Raw genomic sequence first — 17,346 nt, 5'->3', positions numbered from 1 at the left:
TTCATCCGCTCAATAGTGCTCGAGACCATATTTGTAGAGGGCATTCTTTTTCACGCCGTGGACCTCGGCGGTCAGGGCAGCCGCTTTTTTCAGTGGCAGCTCAGTCACCAGCAGACCCAGAGTACGGATCGCCTCGGCTGGCAGATCCTCTTCATCTTTGGAGGCACCACTCACGACCAGCACGATCTCGCCGCGGCAACGGTTGTCATCCTCACCAAGCCAGGCCAGCATTTCAGAGGCAGGCAGACCATGAATTGACTCGAAGGTCTTGGTCAGCTCGCGGCACACCACCACCTGACGCTCGCCGAGAATGCGAGCAATCGCTTCTACTGTATCCTGCACACGGCGCGGCGATTCGTAAAACACCAGCGAGCGGGTGTCTTCAATAACGGCTTGCAGGCGATCGTCACGCCCCTTGCTCTTGGCGGGCAGGAAGCCTTCAAAGGCAAAGCGATCGGTGGGCAGACCGGCCGCACTTAGCGCGGTGATGGCAGCACAGGGACCGGGCAGCGGCACCACCTTTACCCCGGCTTCACGACAGCGGGTGACCAAGTGATAACCGGGGTCGCTGATGAGCGGGGTGCCGGCATCGGAGACCAGCGCAACACTCTTGCCCTCTTTGATCCGGCCGATCAGCACATCGGCTTTCTGCTGCTCGTTGTGATCGTGCAGGGCGAAGGTCGGCACCGAGATTTGGTAGTGGCTGAGCAGGATACCGGTATGACGGGTATCTTCGGCGGCCACCAGATCGACACTGCGTAAAATGTCCAATGCACGCTGGGTGATGTCCGCCAGATTGCCGATCGGAGTGGGGACTATATACAGGGTTGGGATGTCACTCATGGGATCTCCGAGTGCCCCGACAATTGTGTCGCCATATTGGCCCGTTTACACTATGGGGAACTTCAACACTGGTCGGGGAATGAACTTGAACCGGGTTACAAAGCAGCTAAGTGTATCACGACTCTTCGGCATCATACTCGCGGCAGTACTGCTCGCCGCCTGTGCGTCGGAGCCCACTCAACCGTCAGGGCAGTCAGGCATGCCCTCTGCGTTCTCCAATCTGACCAAGAATGCCCAGTGGTATCTTGAGCAGGTGGATCCCGCCAAGCCGGCCGAGGCCTTTACCTGGCAGATGCTGGCGGCACGCAGCTATCTGGCGCTGGGCCAGGCCAAACCGGCCTCGGCGCTGTTCCAGCAATTGCAGAAGCAGGCCAAGGATCCCGTTCAGAAGGCGCAGTTGCAACTACTGCAAGCCCATCTGTTGCTGGCGCAAGGCCACGCCAATCAGGCGCTGATCCTGCTGGAAGGCAAACCTGAGGTGCTGCTGGATGCCGATACCCAGAAGGATTGGTATCGCCAGCGCGTAGTGCTGCAGCTCGACATCAATAACAAGTTTGGCGCAGCCAAGTCATTGATTGCACTGGAGCCCTACCTCAATCAGAGCGAGCAGGCGACCAACCATCAGCAAATCTGGTCGTTGCTCAAAAGCATGACCCCTTCCACCCTGCAAGCGCTGGAAGAGGCTCCGGCCCCTGATGTGACCACCGGCTGGCTACGACTGGCGGCACTGGTCAACGAGTTTGGCGCCCAGCCGAACTTGCTGGCCCGCCAACTGGCAGGCTGGAAGCGTGACTTCCCCAACCATCCGGCCCAGAAAGATATGCCGGCAGGATTGGGCGATCTGGCGGCCACTGCCAGCACCTCGGTGCAACAGATCGCTGTGCTGCTGCCCCTCTCCGGCAATCTGGAGCCGCAGGGCGCAGCCATCCGTAATGGTATGCTGATGTCTTATAAGGAAAATCAGGGGCAATTCACCCTGAACTTCTACGACACCCAGAGCAAGTCGACCGGCGACCTTTACAAGCAGGCGATTCAGGAAGGGGCAGACATGATCATCGGCCCGCTGCTGAAAGATCGGGTCGAGGAGCTACTCAAGGCCAATCCGACCGTGCCGGTGCTGGCACTCAACGAGCTGGACAAGCCGGTCGTCAACGACACCACCTACTACTTCTCCCTCTCTGCCGCCGCAGATGCCGCGCAGGCAGCCCAGTACCTTTACACCCAGGGCTACCGTAAACCGCTGCTGATCGCCGCCCAGGGTCGGATCGGTTACAGCAGTATCAAAGCGTTTGAGCAAAGCTGGGCCACCCTGAGCCAGGATAAGCCAGTCGTTGCCACCTTCGGTGCCCGCAACGAAGTACAGGGGATGGTCAAGAATGCCCTGAGCGGCCGCTCTACCGCCCGTGCTGGCGAGGTAGTGCAACTCTCTGATGCCGCACCGCGCAGCATCGATGCCGTTTATGTGGTGGCCAACAGCCTGGAAACCCGGATGATCAAGCCCTACGTGGATGTCTCGGTCAATCCGATGGGAAGCCTGCCCATCTACACCAGCTCCCGCGGCTACGACAGCGCAGCCACCGAGGTCGCCTCCGAGCTCAACGGCATGCATATCGCCGATATGCCGCTGCTGCTGGGTGGCTACGAGAAACAGCGCGAGCAGATCGCCCTGCTCTGGCCGCAGACTCAGGGTGACCTGCTGCGTCTGTTTGCCATGGGCTACGATGCCGTCAGCCTGGCTGAGAACCTGCAGCAGATGCGCAAGGTGGGTGGCATGCAGCAGGCCGGCATGAGCGGTCAGCTGAGCGTGGATACCCAGGGCAATATCGTGCGGATGCTGAGCTGGGGTACTTACCAGAACGGCAAACTGGTCGACGAGAACGCCGTTCAGCAACTGGAGGAGCCCTCCAATGAAGGAACTATGGAAACGGATACGCCAGCAGTTGCCGAGCCTGTTCCCCTCACCAACGAGCAAGGGACAGCACTTTGAACAAGTCGCTGAACGCTGGTTGCAGGCTAGGGGCCTGCAACCGGTAGCTCGCAACTACCGCTGTCGTGGCGGTGAAATAGATCTCATCATGCACCAGGGCCAGACCCTGGTGTTTGTTGAGGTGCGCTACCGGGCCACCGGCAGCCATGGCGGGGCCGCCAGCTCGGTCACCCGCAGCAAACAGCACAAGATCATGCTGGCAGCGCGCCACTATTTGAAGCAACATGCCATCAACGAGGCCAATCAGGCCTGCCGATTCGATGTGATTGCGTTCGAGGGCGACCAGCCAGCCTGGATCCAGAACGCATTTTAAGAGGACCCTATGACTGACCGCATCAAAGAGAACTACACCGAAAGCATCCAGACCAAGATAGCCGCCGCCGAGGCGTTGCCGGATGCCATCCATACTGCAGCCCAGATGATCACCATCTGCCTGCTCAATGGCCACAAGGTGCTGGCATGCGGTAACGGTCCTTCTGCCGCACTGGCGCAACTGTTTATCTCCGAGCTGGTCAACTGCTACGAGACCCAGCGCCCCTCCCTGCCCGGCATGGCCCTGACCCCGGACATGGCAACCATCAGCGCCATCGCCACCGACCACGGTTTTGAAGAGGTCTACTCCAAGCAGATCCGCGCGCTGGGCCAGCCTGGCGACATTCTGGTGGTCATCACCACCTCCGGCCACAGCCGCAGCCTGATCAAGGCCGCCGAGGCTGCCCTCTCCCGCGACATGACCATAGTGGTGCTGAGCGGGGGTGACGGTGGCGAAATGGCAGGTCTGCTCGGCCCAAACGATGTGGAGATCCGTGTTCCCTCCGCCCGTCGCCCTCGCATTCTGGAAGTGAACCTGTTGACCCTGCACTGCCTGTGTGATCTCATCGACCAGACACTTTTCCCGCAACAGGAAGATTGAAACCATGAAAAAGCACACTATCCTGCTCGGTCTGCTGGTTAGCACCCTGCTGCTGCAAGGCTGCGCAGCCCTGGTTGTTGGCGGCGCCGCAGGGACTGCCAAGGCCTCTGGCGATCGCCGAACCCTGGGCGCGCAGTGGGATGACCAGACCATCGAGCTGAAAGCGGCCAATCTGCTGGCCGACAACAAACCCCTCAGCGCAGCCAGCAAGATCAGCGTCTACAGCAACAATGGCCGCGTCCTGCTGGTCGGCCAGACACCTTCTGACGTTTACAAGATTGAGGCGGGCAAAATTGTCAGTCGCATCGAAGGGGTCCGCCACGTCTACAACGAATTGCGCATCGGCCAACCTGCCAGTTTCACCACCCGCAGCAATGACTCCTGGATCACCTCCAAGGTGAAAGCCGACATGTTCGGCACCAAGAACTTCGACAGCACCAAGGTCAAGGTGGTCACCGAGAACGGCGAGGTGTTCCTGATTGGTCTGGTGACTCGCCAGGAGGGAGAGCAGGCAGTCAACATCGCCCGCCATGTCACCGGCGTGAAGCGCGTGATCAAGGCCTTCGAATTCGCCCAGAACTAAGCCCGACCGCACATAAAAAAACGCAGCCAATCGGCTGCGTTTTTTATTTGATCACCTTCAGGGTCGGACGACCGCTTGGACGCGGCGGTTCCGGCTCAGGCTCCACCGGCGCTTCAGCCTGCTCCAGCCAGATATCGTAACCCGGCTCAGGCGGGAACATGGTGCCCACGCCGTTCTCCCTGGCATGGATAGCCAGCACGGCCGCCATCGGGATATAGACCTGCTGGGATACCCCGCCAAAACGGGCACTGAAGCTGATAGCCTCGTTATCCATGTGAAATTGCATCACGGCTCGGGGCGCGATATTCAGTACAATTTGCCCGTCCTGAGCAAACTGCATCGGCACCATCACATGGGGAATGTTGACGTTGACCACCAGATGAGGGGTCAGATCGTTGTCCAGCAACCAGTCAAAGAACGCCCGTAACAAGTACGGGCGGCTCGGTGTCATTGTCGGTTCCATGCTCATACGCCAGCACGGATCTCGCGTTCGGCTTCGGTCAGGGAAGCCTGGAAGGACTCACGCTCGAACAGACGAACCATGTAGGCCTTCAGCTCTTTGGCACCACGACCGGTCAGGTCGATGCCAAGGCTCGGCAGACGCCACAGCAGCGGTGCCATGTAGCAATCCACCAGACCGAACTCTTCGCTCATGAAATAGGGCATTTCACCGAAGATCGGCGCGATGGCCAGCAGGTTGTCACGCAGTTCGTTGCGTGCCGCTTCAGCATCGGTACCGGCCATGATCTTGTCGGCCAGGGAGTACCAGTCCAGCTCGATGCGGTGCATCATCAGACGGCTGTTACCGCGGGCAACCGGGTAAACAGGCATCAGGGGCGGATGCGGGAAGCGCTCATCCAGATACTCCATGATGATGCGCGAGGTGTAGAGCGCCAGCTCACGATCAACCAGGGTCGGTACAGAGTTGTACGGGTTCAGCTCGGCCAGCTCATCCGGCAGATTGGCTGGGTCAACCTGACAGATATCCACACTAACACCCTTCTCCGCCAGGACAATACGCACCTGATGGCTGAACATATCGTTGGCACCGGAAAACAGCGTCATTACCGAACGCTTATTGGCAGCTACAGCCATTGAACCCTCCCGTCATAAAAAAGCAGAAACGGCAATGAAGCATCTTGGTCTTCATTGCCGTGCATTATATTACCCGGATCTGGTCGCTTAGTGAACGTCGCGCCAGAATTCCTTCTTCAACAGCACAGTGAAGATGAAGAAGATCACGATGAAGCCAAGCACCCAGAAGCCCATGCGTTCACGCTCCTGTTGTACCGGTTCAGCCGAGTAGACCAAGAAGTTTACCAGATCCAGTACCGTCTTATCATACTCTTCGTCATCCATTTCACCGTTGCCGTCAGATTTGATGCTGACAACCTGCTGGGTCTCGACGCCATCGACCATGTGAGTCGCGAACTCGGCACGGGGAGTCCCCTGCAGCGGCTCCAGCACATGGGGCATGCCCACTGACGGGAACACCACGTTATTCACACCAAACGGACGGGTCGGATCCACGTAAAAAGAACGCAGATAAGTGTAAATCCAGTCCGCACCACGTACTCGGGCAACCAGAGTCAGGTCGGGAGGCGGCGCACCAAACCACTTGGCGGCATCCTTCTCGGACATGGCACTCTTCATCAGATCACCCACTTTGGCGTCGGTGAAAATGAGGTTCTCCTTCATCAGATCCTCAGGGATCTCCAGATCGGCAGCAACCCGGTTGTAGCGTTGGTACTGGGTAGAGTGGCAGCCGGCACAATAATTCATGAAGGTGGCAGCTCCGCGTTGCAGGGATGCCTTGTCACTCAGATCGTAATTGGCCTTGTCCAGTGCAACCGCACCTCCAGCGGCAAACACCAGAGAGGGCAGCAGGGTCAGCACTGCAAATATTATTTTTTTCATTTAAATGTCACCCTCTCCGGCAGCGGCTTGGTGCGTTCGTTTTTGCTGTAGAAGAACAACAGCACGAAGAAACCGAAATAACCCAAGGTACAGATCTGGGCAACCAGCGTCAGAGTCGGCGTCGACGGCAGTACACCCAGCACCCCCAGAATGATGAAGCAGACCACAAACTGGGCGATGTTCAGCTTGTGCAGCTTGCTGCGATAGCGTACTGAACGCACCTTGCAGCGATCCAGCCAGGGCAGCAGGAACAACACCACAATAGAGAGGCCCATCATGATGACGCCAAGCAGCTTGTCAGGTACCGCACGCAGAATCGCGTAGAAGGGGGTGAAGTACCACACAGGCGCGATGTGAGCCGGAGTCTTCAGGCCGTTGGCCACTTCAAAGTTCGGCTTCTCGAGGAAGTAACCCCACATATCCGGCTTGAAGAAAATGATGGCGCAGAAGAAGAACAGGAAGCCAGCGACACCGATCATATCCTTGACGGTGAAGTAAGGATGGAATGCCACCGCATCCAGCGGCCAGCCGTTCTCGTCCTTGTGCTTCTTGATATCGATGCCATCCGGGTTGTTGGAGCCCACTTCGTGCAGCGCCAGGATATGCATCGCAACCAGCATCACCAAAACCAGCGGCAACGCGATGACGTGCAGCGCGAAGAAGCGGTTCAGGGTCGCACCAGAGATAACGTAGTCACCACGGATCCACAGGGTAAGATCGTCACCGATGACCGGAATGGCACCAAACAGCGAAATGATGACCTGGGCCCCCCAGAATGACATCTGTCCCCAGGGCAGCAAGTAGCCCATAAAGGCTTCCGCCATCAGCACCAGGAAGATCAGCATGCCGAAAATCCACAGCAGCTCGCGCGGCTTCTGGTAAGAGCCGTAAATCATACCTCGGAACATGTGCAGGTAGACCACCACGAAGAAGGCAGAGGCACCGGTAGAGTGCATGTAACGTAGCAGCCAGCCATACTCCACATCCCGCATGATGTACTCGACGGAGGCAAACGCACCTTCCGCAGAGGGGTTGTAGTTCATGGTCAGCCAGATGCCGGTGATGATCTGGTTAACCAGCACCAACATGGCCAGCGAACCGAAGAAATACCAGAAGTTCAGGTTCTTCGGAGCCGGATACTTGGCCATGTGGTCGTTGTACATGGCCGTAAGCGGAAAGCGATCGTCAATCCAGCCCATCAGTTTGCTCAACATGATCAGGCCTCCTTGCCATCGGCACCGACCAGAATGGTGGTGTCGTTAATGAATTGATACGGCGGAATAACCAGGTTCAGTGGTGCAGGCACCCCCTGGAACACACGGCCAGCCATATCGAACTTGGAGCCATGACACGGGCAGAAGAAGCCGGACGCAACCCCCTGCACCTGCTCACCAAAACTGTCAGGCAGATAAGAAGGTGAACACCCGAGATGGGTGCAGATACCGACCGCGACAAAAATTTCGGGCTTGATCGATCTGTACCCGTTATGGGCATAGTCAGGCTGCTGCGGCTCTTCTGATGAGGGATCCCGCAACTTGTCATCATGTGCTGCCAGGGCATCCAGCGTCTGCTTGGTGCGTTTCACCACCCAGACGGGTTTGCCACGCCACTCGACACGGATGAGCTGACCCGGTTCCAACTTGCTGATATCGACTTCAACCGGTGCACCGGCTGCTTTGGCCTTGGCACTCGGATTCCATGACTTTATAAACGGCACTGCGGTAAACGCAGCTCCTACCCCACCAACGGCAACCGTTGACCAGGTAAGAAATCTGCGGCGACCGGTATCAACTGGCGCATTGCTCATCCAAAAACTCTCCCATGTGGACTCCGCACATTCTTATAGTGTCCCTGTTCCCCATTTTTCCCGTGACAACAGCGGCGGAAGCTGGATTTACAATTGCCACAGAAAACAGGGGAAATTTTAAAGAAAAGATAACAACTTGACAAGAAAGAGCGGTGAGCAATAAAAACAATAAAGAAACAATTTTTTGTCTTTTGTGACGCGTGGTTAGCATTGATGTCGGTAATATTACTAATAAAAAAAGCCTGGCGGTTGCCAGGCTTTTTTGACACTCGAAAGAGTGAGCACCGAAAGCGAATTAACGCTTGGAGTACTGCGGACGCTTACGAGCTTTGTGCAGACCGACTTTCTTACGCTCAACCTTACGGGCATCGCGAGTAACAAAGCCTGCTTTACGCAGTTCGGAACGCAGGGTTTCATCGTACTGCATCAGAGCACGAGTGATACCGTGGCGGATCGCACCAGCTTGACCGGAGATGCCACCACCGTTAACGGTGATGTACAGATCCAGTTTCTCGGTCATCTCAACCAGTTCCAGCGGCTGACGAACTACCATGCGGGCAGTCGGACGACCGAAGTACTGCTCCAAGGAGCGCTGGTTGATTACGATCTTACCGCTACCCGCTTTGATAAATACGCGAGCAGTGGAGCTTTTGCGACGGCCGGTACCGTAGTATTGATTTTCTGCCATGTTGCCAGTTCCCGATTAGATATCCAGTACTTGAGGTTGCTGAGCAGCGTGAGCGTGCTCGGCGCCTGCGTAAACTTTCAGTTTACGGAACATGGCACGGCCCAGAGGACCTTTCGGCAGCATGCCTTTAACAGCAGCTTCGATTACCATTTCCGGTTTACGCTGAATCAGCTTGTCGAAGCTGATTGACTTGATACCACCCGGGAAACCGGAGTGAGCGTGGTACATTTTGTCGGTAGTTTTCTTACCGGTAACACGTACCTTCTCAGCGTTTACAACGATGATGTAATCACCGGTGTCAACGTGCGGAGTGTATTCAGCTTTGTGCTTACCACGCAGACGAGCAGCGATCTCGGTTGCGATACGACCCAGAGTTTTACCTTCTGCGTCCACAATGTACCAGTCACGTTTTACGGTTTCTGGCTTGGCAACGAAAGTTTTCATTAAGTTAAACCCAATTACCTGTTACAGACCCAATTGTTTATGGGGGCTCTCCCACAAACAACAAACGATGGCCTACCTGTACCCCTTCGAATACAAGTAAAGCTTAAAGTGTTGCTGTCTTATCGACAGCTGTAACGTGGGCCGGGCGATTATAAGTGAAGTTGCCTTAAATATCACCTGCTAATTTCACTGCCATGAAACCAGCAAATGTCGCCCGGCCCTACCTGCCGCAGATGCCCATCCGACTGGCAGGCGCGGTATTGTGACTAAGGAAGGTGCACTCTGGCAAGGTATTCGTGCGATTGCATTTCCTGAAGCCGTGAAAGACAGCGTTGGAATTCGAAATTCAGCAGCCCTTCACCGTAGAGTTCTGCCATGGGAACCGCCGCCGACATGATGAGCTTGACGTGCCGTTCATAAAACTCATCGACCATGGCAATGAAGCGGCGAGCCGCGTCATCCGTGCCTGTGCCCATTGGCTGCACATTGGCCAGCAGAACAGTATGGAACAGTCTGGCCAGCTCGATATAGTCGTTCTGGGAGCGGGGAGTACAGCAAAGTTGCTCAAATTCCATATAGAGCACCCCTTCCCCCATTCCGAGCGACGTCAGCTGACGATGATTGACCTCGAACGTCCCCTCGCAAGCCGTGTGCCCACCGGTTAATTGCTGAAAATAGCGGTCAAGATTGGCTTTTGCCTGCAAGTCCAGCGGGCAGTGATAAATCTCCGCTTGTTCCAGCGTACGCAGGCGATAGTCGATACCGCCATCTACGTTAAGTACCTCGCAATGACGCTCGATCAGCTCGATAGCTGGCAGAAAACGGGCTCGCTGCAGCCCGTTGCGATAAAGATCCTGCGGCGGAATATTTGAAGTGGCGACCAGCACAACACCGTGACCAAACAGCTCCTGAAACAGCGTGCCCAGCAACATGGCATCGGTGATGTCGGAGACAAAAAATTCGTCGAAACAGATGATGTCTGTCTCGCTGGCAAGCTTGCTGGCCACCAGTTTGAGGGGATCGGACTGCCCGCTCAACCCCTGCAATTCATCGTGAATGCGGTGCATGAAACGGTGGAAATGGCTGCGCATCTTGCGCGTCCCCGGCAGGCTGTCGAAAAAGGTATCCATCAGCCAGGTCTTGCCTCGGCCCACTCCGCCCCACATATAGATACCGAGGACGGGCTCCGGCTGCTTGGGCTTTTGCAGCCAACCCAGCAACCCTCGAGATCTGGTCGGAGTCGGGCGCCGTAGCAAATCCTGATACAGTCGCTCCAGCCTGCTAATGGCCATCCCCTGCGCGGGGTCGGCCACAAAGCCGGGGCGCAGCAGATCCTGCTGGTATTTTTGCTGCGGTGTCATCCTTGAGCGCCTCTCCAAGTCCCTGAATCGAGGACAAAATGGTATCACGGCCTCAGGACGCACGGTATAGTGCCATCAAGGCATGGCGGTTATGACGACCGCATAAACCCACTCTGTTTTAGCTGTAACAAGGAGCATCTATGAGTCTGTTAACTGGGATCCTGCTGGCTGTCGCGGCCTTGATTATCGGTATCGTTCTCGGCCGTTTTTCGGTACGCAGCCGCGATGCCGGCCGTCTGGAACAGGAACTGAAAAAGGCCCACAAGGAGCTTGAAAGCTATCAGGGCCAAATCAATACCCACTTCGCCGACAGCGCCGCGCTGATGGAGCAACTGGCCGAGCAGTATCAGACCCTCTATCGCCACATGGCCGAGCAGAGCAAATTCCTGGCCAAGGCACAGGAACCGCTGTTCCGTGAATCATTGGTAGAAGAAGCCCCAACCAAAGAAGCAGATGAGCCGGGCGTACCGCCTCGCGACTATGCCGGCGCCTCTTCCGGACTGCTCAAACAACCAAATTAGTTCCTCGCGGAACTAATTGGCCAGCCCTGTGGTCTGACCTTGACGATTGCAATGCAACTTTTTCTGGGAGCTGTTTTTCATATGCGTAAACCTCTTTCCATGCTCAGTGTGCTAGCCCTCAGCGTCGGTATCGCCATGTCTGCGGCCCCTGCTCAGGCCGCACTGCCTTCCCTGTTAGGCTCTAATCAGGAGATGCCAAGTCTGGCCCCCGTTCTCGAACAGGTCACTCCTGCCGTAGTTAATATCTCTGTCTCCGGCAAGAAGATCACCCGCCAGCGTCTGCCGGAACAATTCCGTTTCTTCTTCGGTCCCAATATGCCCGATGAACAGGTGAGCGAGCAGCCGTTCCAGGCACTCGGCTCCGGTGTCATCGTCGATGCCAAGAAGGGTTACGTGATCACCAACGCCCACGTGGTTCACGAGGCGGACGAGATCAAGGTCACTCTGAAGGATGGTCGTGAATATGCGGCCAAGAAGATCGGTGAAGATAAGCAGTCCGACATCGCCCTGCTGCAAATCAAGGCCGAGGATCTGGTGCAGATCAAGTTCGCCGACTCCGACGAGCTGCGGGTGGGTGACTATGCGTTGGCAATCGGCAACCCGTTTGGTCTGGGTCAGACCGTTACCTCAGGTATCGTCAGCGCGCTCGGTCGCAGCGGCCTCAACATCGAGAATCTGGAAAACTTCATCCAGACCGATGCGGCCATCAACTCAGGTAACTCGGGCGGTGCCCTGCTCAATCTGCGTGGCGAGCTGATCGGTATCAACACCGCGATTCTGGGCCCGAACGGCGGCAACATCGGCATCGGCTTTGCCATCCCCTCCAACATGGTGCGGGATCTGACCGAGCAGATCGTCAAGTACGGTGAAGTGCGTCGCGGTCAGCTGGGCATTACCGGTACCGAACTCACCTCAGACATCGCCAAGACCTTCGGCTACAACAAGAAGGATGGCGCCTTCGTCAACCAGGTCATGCCTGACTCCGCCGCAGACAAGGCGGGCATCAAGGCGGGCGATATCATCGTCAGCATCGATGGCAAGCCGGTTCGCTCCTTCGGCGAGCTACGTGCCAAGATCGCCACCATGGGCGCTGGCAAGCAGGTCGAGCTGGGACTGATCCGCGATGGCAAGTCACAAACGGCCAAAGTGACCCTGAAGCAGGCCGATGACAGCGAAGTGCGCGCCAGCGCGCTGCATCCGGCACTGGAAGGGGCCAAGCTGAGCACCACTACCGATCCGGTCTCCGGCGTCGCCGTGGCCGACATTGATCCCCGTTCTCCGGCAGCCGCTTCCGGCCTGCAGAAGGGGGACATCATCATCGGGGTCAACCGTCTGCGCATCAACACCTTGGGCGAGCTGAGCAAGGCGCTCAAGAACAAGCCTGACGTACTGGCGCTCAATATCCAGCGCGGCGACTCCTCGCTCTATCTGGTGATCCGCTAACCCCCTGATGGTTCAACAACCTCTCTATCACCCGCGGCCTTCGCCGCGGGTGATTTTTATCCATCGATAGTGTTATTCTCTGCCCGCAGCCTGTACGGATGAGAATGACATGAAAATTTCCCCTTTAGTCAGTTACTTGGGCAAGTCTGTCGGTTTTGGATTGACCGTCGCGGTGCTGCTGTTGCTGCTGTTTCCCAATTTTCGCGGTGGCGCCCAACTCCCGGGGCTCATCACCAATGCCCGAGAACTGAGTTTCTCCTATGCCGCTCATCGGGCCGGCCCCGCCGTCGTCAACATCTACACCCGCAGCTTTGCTCCCAACCAGGGCAATCAGGGGGAACTGCGTCCACAAGGACTGGGCTCCGGCGTCATCATGACCCAGCGCGGCTACGTGCTGACCAACTACCACGTCATCGCTGACGCCGACCAGATCATCGTAGCCCTGCAGGATGGCCGGGTTTTCAGTGCCGAGCTGGTCGGCACAGACCCGCTTACCGACCTTGCCGTGCTCTATATCGAGTCAGATAACCTGCCGGTAATCCCGCAAGATCCGGAGCGGTTGCCAGAAGTGGGCGATGTAGTACTCGCCATCGGCAATCCCTACAACGTCGGCCAGACCATCACCCAGGGCATCATCAGCGCGACTGGCCGCACCGGTCTCTCCAGCATGGGGCCGGACAGCAATGGCCGGCAGGATCTGCTGCAAACCGATGCCGCCATCAACGAGGGCAACTCGGGTGGCGCGCTGGTCAACGGTCGTGGCGATCTGGTGGGCATCAACACCGCCACTTATCACCTCAACGGCAATCAGGAGAGCTACGGCATCAGCTTTGCCATCCCCTACCGGCTGGCGAAGCGGATCATGGATGAGCTGATCACCAACGGCAGGGTCATTCGCGGCTACCTTGGGATATCCAGCGTCGAGATCAACCCGATAATCGCGCGGATGATGAATCTCGGCGATCTGCGTGGTCTGGTAGTGAAGAGTCTGGATCCCTACGGTCCAGCAGCCAAAGGCGGTCTGCAACGAGGGGATGTGCTGCTCAAGATCAACGACGAAGCCATCAGCGGTCCCAGAGCCGCCTTGGACAAGATCGCCGAGAGCCGCCCCGGCACCAAGCTGACCATATCGGTGTTACGCTCCGGCAAGCCGCTGGAAGTGGTGGTCACCATTGAAGAGGATGTGCGCTATCAGAACCGGGCTGGAGTCAGCAATGTCTCATCGGCCAGCTAACGCGGCAACGGTCTATTGCATCAGCCTGCAGCCTGTTAGGCTGCGCCTAACTCTCATTTCTCCATGGAACTACATAGTCAGCCATGTCATGCCGCAATAGCGCGACCGAATACAAGTGAAAGGAATAGAAGAAGAACGAGGAGTGACTACTCCTCATTAAAGCCGGAGGTGAACAGCTCCACCACGGCGGCTAGGGCCTCGACCTCTTCGGGGCCCTCAACCTGTACTTCCACCTGCCGCCCTTGCGCCGAATCCAGCATCAGCAGGCCGATGATGCTGTCAGCATCGGCCTCCACACCATCTTCATTGCGCAGCAGCACGTGGGCATCGAAACCCTGCACCAGCTCGAACAGCATCATGGCTGGTCTGGCATGAATACCCAGCTTGTTTTTCACTTCAACCGAGGCGGAAACAGTCATCGGGTCGTCCTATTGGTCCGTCAGGATTGGGGGGCACTCTTGTCGAGAGTGCGGTGGCGGATCTGCACGTTCTTGCCAAGCAAACGGAATGCACTGGCCAGCCGTTCTGCAATAAAGACCGAGCGGTGCTGACCGCCGGTGCAACCGATGCCGACCGTGAGGTAGCTGCGATTGTTGCGCTCCAGATGGGGCAACCAGGTCGCCAGCATGTTTTCGATCTGCTGAGTAAACAGCATCACGTCAGCCTGCGCCGAGAGGTAGTTGGCGACCGGCTCATCCTTGCCGGTAAAAGGCTTGAGCTCGGGGATCCAGTGCGGATTGGGCAGGAAGCGAGCATCGAACACGAAGTCGGCATCCTTGGGAATGCCGTACTTGAAGCCGAACGACTCGAACACCAGCACCAGCTCGTTCTCTTTCTTGCCGAGTACCCGGGTCTTGATGAGCTCGCTCAGGTCGTGAATGCTGAGGGTGGTGGTGTCGATGCGCAGGTCAGCGGTCGAGGAGATAGGCGCCAGCAGGTGGGTCTCCTCCCGAATCGCCTCATCCAGCGACAGCTTGTTGCGTGAGAGGGGGTGCAAACGGCGGCTCTCGCCATAGCGCTTGAGCAGGGTGCCGTTGTCGGCGTCGAAGAAGAAGCTGGAGAACTCTACCCGCCCCTCATTGCGCACCTGAGCCAGCAGATTTTCCAGTTTCTCCGGATCGCTCGGCAGGTTGCGCACGTCGATGCTGACCGCCAGCTTGTCATACTGGCTCTCCACCGAGACAATCAGCTGGGGCAGCAGATTGACCGGCAGGTTGTCCACACAGTAGTAACCCAGATCTTCCAGCACTCGCAGGGCTACCGTTTTACCGGAGCCCGAACGTCCACTTACCACGATTAACTGCATCTTGTTCCCTCACGCCAAAACGGGTGTCTCATCCTTGGCCTGCTGTCAGGCCGAGGTCATGATCTGATAGAGCTCTTCGTCGCTGGTTGCCTGACGCAACTGGCGGCAAACCGCCTTGTCACCCAGCTTGGAAGCCATCAGAGAAAGGGTCTTGAGATGCTGCTTGCACTCGCTTTCCGGCACCAGCAAGGCAAACAGCAGGTCAACCGGTTGATTGTCGATGGAGTCGAAAGGAATGGGGTCGGCAAAGGTCATCAGGATCGCGGTTGGCGGGAACTCATCGTCAATGCGACCGTGGGGGATCGCAATACCGGCACCGATCCCGGTACTACCCATTTTTTCGCGGGCCAGCAAGCATTCAAACAGTGCCTGACGGGAGGTGCCAAGGCGTTCGGCGGCCAGCTCGCTGATGATTTCGAGGGCGCGTTTCTTGCTGGTACAAGGGACTGCACTCTTGGTGCAGTCCCGACTCAGTATGTGTTCAAGTTGCATGGTTATTTTTTATTTAACTTATCTTTGTGCTTGATGATCTGCCTGTCCAGCTTGTCGAGCAAGGTGTCTATCGCAGCATACATATCGGCATGTTCAGAGTTGGCAAACACTTCGCCACCGCTGACGTGCAATTTGGCTTCCGCTATCTGGTTCAGTTTTTCCACGCTAAGCACCACATGAACATTGTTGATGTGGTCGAAGTGACGCTCGAGTTTGGCAAATTTGTTATTCACATAATCACGCAGAGCTTCGGTGATCTCGACATGGTGTCCGGTCAGGTTAATTTGCATAACATCATCCTTTTGTTTGCCTAAACCAGGCGTTTGCGCTGATTGGAAGGTGGGATAAACAAGGATTCGCGATACTTAGCGATCGTGCGTCTCGCCACCATAATACCCTGTTCGGCCAGCAAATCCGCGATCTTGCTATCACTTAACGGCTTGGCAGGATTCTCTGCCGTGACCAGCTTCTTGATGAGCGCGCGAATTGCGGTCGATGAGCACTCTCCTCCTCCTTCGGTGTTCACATGGCTGGAGAAAAAAAACTTCAATTCGAAGATACCACGGGGGGTATGCATGTACTTCTGGGTCGTCACCCGGGAGATGGTCGACTCATGCATCTCTACCGCTTCGGCGATGTCATTGAGCACCATCGGCTTCATCGCCTCTTCACCATACTCGAAAAAGCCCTGTTGCTGCTCGACAATGCAACTGGCCACTTTCAGCAGGGTGTCATTGCGACTTTCCAGGCTCTTGATGAACCACTTGGCTTCCTGCAAATGGGAGCGGATAAACTGGGTGTCGGTGCTGCTGCGGGCGTTGCGGGCCATGGCGGCATAGGTCTCGTTGACCCGGATGCGGGGGGCGGAGTCGGGATTGAGCTCGACCACCCACTTGCTGCCCTTCTTGACCACGGAGACGTCGGGGATCACGTACTGAGAGTCACTCTGGATGATGCCGTTACCGGGACGTGGCTCCAGCAGCTGGATCAGATCCAGCACCTCCTTGAGGTCGCTCTCTTTGAGTTTTGTCTTGCGGGCGAGGGTGCGGTAATCCCGGTTGCCGAGCAGCTCCATGTGCTCGAGGATCACCTCTTTGGCCTCGTTGAGCCAGGGGGTCTGCGGGTCATACTGATCCAGCTGGATGAGCAAACACTCCTGCACAGAACGGGCAGCAATGCCGACCGGATCGAAGTGCTGCACCCGCTTGAGTACCGCCTCGACCTCATCGAGTTCCACCTCTACGTCATCGCTGGTGACGGCAGCCTGGATATCCTCCATCGCAACGGTCAGATAACCGGATTCGTCGATGGCATCGATGATGGCGAGCGCGATGGCGGCATCCACATCGCTGAACGGTGTGAGCCGCATCTGCCACAGCAGATAATCCTGCAGGTTTTCGGTGGTTTCACCCTGATAGACGCTATCTTCCCCATCGTGGATGGGGCCCGCGCTCTGGGCGGTGCCGGCAGAGTAAACCTCGTCCCAGGTGGTATCCACCGGCAACTCGTCCGGCATCTGCTCCTGAGCCATGGCATCGCTGGAATCCAGCTGGCTGGCATCGACCGGCGCTTCCGGACTGGTCTCTTGCGCCTCGCTCTCTTCCTGCTCCAGCAGAGGGTTGTTTTCGAGCGCTTGCTGAATTTCCTGCTGAAGTTCCAGAGTGGAGAGCTGGAGCAGACGAATCGCTTGTTGTAATTGCGGCGTCATGGTCAGGGACTGACCGAGACGCAACTGTAATGTCGGCTTCATCTACGTCGGGATATCCTTATGTTCAGCGAGGCACTCGTCAAAGGAAATGAAGGCATG

21 protein-coding genes are annotated in these 17,346 nt (G+C 56.9%); 7 read left to right on the top strand and 14 right to left on the bottom strand.

Translation table 11 applies throughout. The features are described 5' to 3' along the window. Positions 1-9: 9 nt before the first annotated feature. Positions 10-843, bottom strand: coding sequence for a 16S rRNA (cytidine(1402)-2'-O)-methyltransferase (rsmI, locus tag G5306_RS14675; protein WP_042079676.1), 834 nt, complete (start codon positions 841-843; stop codon positions 10-12). Positions 844-1,042: 199 nt separating this feature from the next. Between rsmI and G5306_RS14670 the strand changes: the two genes are divergently transcribed. From G5306_RS14670 to dolP, 4 genes are read left to right on the top strand one after another with little or no spacing between them, the layout of a single operon-like run. Beyond that, positions 1,043-2,830, top strand: a complete 1,788-nt coding sequence (locus G5306_RS14670; RefSeq protein WP_421313057.1) for a penicillin-binding protein activator — start codon at positions 1,043-1,045, stop codon at positions 2,828-2,830. After that, entirely contained in the window at positions 2,751-3,143 is a 393-nt protein-coding gene (locus G5306_RS14665; RefSeq protein WP_058057529.1) for a YraN family protein, read from the top strand. The genes G5306_RS14670 and G5306_RS14665 overlap by 80 nt, the downstream gene beginning before the upstream one ends. A 9-nt stretch (positions 3,144-3,152) precedes the next feature. Then, positions 3,153-3,743, top strand: coding sequence for a D-sedoheptulose-7-phosphate isomerase (locus G5306_RS14660; protein ID WP_118854505.1), 591 nt, complete (start codon positions 3,153-3,155; stop codon positions 3,741-3,743). Positions 3,744-3,747: 4 nt separating this feature from the next. Beyond that, the gene (dolP, locus tag G5306_RS14655; RefSeq protein WP_005336277.1) at positions 3,748-4,326 is read left to right on the top strand and encodes a division/outer membrane stress-associated lipid-binding lipoprotein; all 579 of its coding nucleotides are present in this window, start codon (positions 3,748-3,750) and stop codon (positions 4,324-4,326) included. A gap of 43 nt (positions 4,327-4,369) precedes the next feature. Here the strand turns inward: dolP and G5306_RS14650 are convergent, their stop codons facing one another. The 8 genes from G5306_RS14650 to zapE form a co-directional block, all read right to left on the bottom strand. Beyond that, positions 4,370-4,795 carry a ClpXP protease specificity-enhancing factor gene (locus tag G5306_RS14650; protein ID WP_005336278.1) on the bottom strand — a complete coding sequence of 142 codons (426 nt, stop codon included), beginning with the start codon at positions 4,793-4,795 and terminating at the stop codon, positions 4,370-4,372. After that, complete coding sequence (gene sspA / locus G5306_RS14645) at positions 4,792-5,421, bottom strand: stringent starvation protein SspA (RefSeq protein WP_005336279.1); 630 nt, start codon at positions 5,419-5,421, stop codon at positions 4,792-4,794. The genes G5306_RS14650 and sspA overlap by 4 nt, the downstream gene beginning before the upstream one ends. Before the next feature lie 87 nt (positions 5,422-5,508). After that, a complete protein-coding gene (locus tag G5306_RS14640) occupies positions 5,509-6,243 on the bottom strand; it encodes a cytochrome c1 (RefSeq protein ID WP_201938939.1) in 735 nt (244 codons plus the stop codon). Continuing rightward, positions 6,240-7,457 (bottom strand): cytochrome b, encoded by a 1,218-nt coding sequence (locus tag G5306_RS14635; protein WP_005341735.1) that lies wholly within the window; start codon positions 7,455-7,457, stop codon positions 6,240-6,242. The genes G5306_RS14640 and G5306_RS14635 overlap by 4 nt, the downstream gene beginning before the upstream one ends. A gap of 2 nt (positions 7,458-7,459) precedes the next feature. Next, positions 7,460-8,050, bottom strand: coding sequence for a ubiquinol-cytochrome c reductase iron-sulfur subunit (gene petA / locus G5306_RS14630; RefSeq protein ID WP_216952217.1), 591 nt, complete (start codon positions 8,048-8,050; stop codon positions 7,460-7,462). Between the two features lie 295 nt (positions 8,051-8,345). Beyond that, positions 8,346-8,738, bottom strand: a complete 393-nt coding sequence (gene rpsI / locus G5306_RS14625) for a 30S ribosomal protein S9 (RefSeq protein ID WP_005336286.1) — start codon at positions 8,736-8,738, stop codon at positions 8,346-8,348. A gap of 15 nt (positions 8,739-8,753) precedes the next feature. Then, positions 8,754-9,182, bottom strand: coding sequence for a 50S ribosomal protein L13 (gene rplM / locus G5306_RS14620; protein ID WP_005341737.1), 429 nt, complete (start codon positions 9,180-9,182; stop codon positions 8,754-8,756). A gap of 266 nt (positions 9,183-9,448) precedes the next feature. Next, positions 9,449-10,543 carry a cell division protein ZapE gene (zapE, locus tag G5306_RS14615; RefSeq protein ID WP_421209466.1) on the bottom strand — a complete coding sequence of 365 codons (1,095 nt, stop codon included), beginning with the start codon at positions 10,541-10,543 and terminating at the stop codon, positions 9,449-9,451. 140 nt (positions 10,544-10,683) lie between these two features. Here zapE and G5306_RS14610 point away from each other — a divergent pair, with 140 nt between their 5' ends. From G5306_RS14610 to degS, 3 genes are all read left to right on the top strand, one after another. Continuing rightward, complete coding sequence (locus tag G5306_RS14610; RefSeq protein ID WP_216952219.1) at positions 10,684-11,064, top strand: YhcB family protein; 381 nt, start codon at positions 10,684-10,686, stop codon at positions 11,062-11,064. A gap of 81 nt (positions 11,065-11,145) precedes the next feature. Beyond that, complete coding sequence (locus tag G5306_RS14605; RefSeq protein WP_216952220.1) at positions 11,146-12,507, top strand: Do family serine endopeptidase; 1,362 nt, start codon at positions 11,146-11,148, stop codon at positions 12,505-12,507. A gap of 109 nt (positions 12,508-12,616) precedes the next feature. After that, on the top strand, positions 12,617-13,741 hold the full coding sequence (degS, locus tag G5306_RS14600) for an outer membrane-stress sensor serine endopeptidase DegS (protein WP_421209467.1): 1,125 nt from the start codon (positions 12,617-12,619) through the stop codon (positions 13,739-13,741). A 146-nt stretch (positions 13,742-13,887) separates the two neighbouring features. On the opposite strand, the gene npr is transcribed toward degS, so the two are convergent. From npr to G5306_RS14575, 5 genes are read right to left on the bottom strand one after another with little or no spacing between them, the layout of a single operon-like run. Beyond that, on the bottom strand, positions 13,888-14,160 hold the full coding sequence (gene npr / locus G5306_RS14595; RefSeq protein ID WP_005336318.1) for a PTS phosphocarrier protein NPr: 273 nt from the start codon (positions 14,158-14,160) through the stop codon (positions 13,888-13,890). 20 nt (positions 14,161-14,180) lie between these two features. Beyond that, positions 14,181-15,047, bottom strand: a complete 867-nt coding sequence (gene rapZ, locus G5306_RS14590) for an RNase adapter RapZ (RefSeq protein WP_005336320.1) — start codon at positions 15,045-15,047, stop codon at positions 14,181-14,183. 45 nt (positions 15,048-15,092) lie between these two features. Next, positions 15,093-15,539 (bottom strand): PTS IIA-like nitrogen regulatory protein PtsN, encoded by a 447-nt coding sequence (gene ptsN / locus G5306_RS14585; protein ID WP_005336322.1) that lies wholly within the window; start codon positions 15,537-15,539, stop codon positions 15,093-15,095. Positions 15,540-15,541: 2 nt separating this feature from the next. Then, the gene (gene hpf, locus G5306_RS14580) at positions 15,542-15,829 is read right to left on the bottom strand and encodes a ribosome hibernation promoting factor (RefSeq protein ID WP_005336323.1); all 288 of its coding nucleotides are present in this window, start codon (positions 15,827-15,829) and stop codon (positions 15,542-15,544) included. A 20-nt stretch (positions 15,830-15,849) separates the two neighbouring features. After that, on the bottom strand, positions 15,850-17,289 hold the full coding sequence (locus G5306_RS14575; protein WP_201938916.1) for an RNA polymerase factor sigma-54: 1,440 nt from the start codon (positions 17,287-17,289) through the stop codon (positions 15,850-15,852). Positions 17,290-17,346 lie beyond the last annotated feature (57 nt).

Origin of the sequence: Aeromonas sp. 603404 (genome assembly GCF_049171775.1) — a bacterium.
Classification (GTDB): domain Bacteria; phylum Pseudomonadota; class Gammaproteobacteria; order Enterobacterales; family Aeromonadaceae; genus Aeromonas; species Aeromonas veronii_A.
Note: the sequence above shows the minus strand (reverse complement) of the source record. Positions and strands in the feature narration are given on the sequence as shown.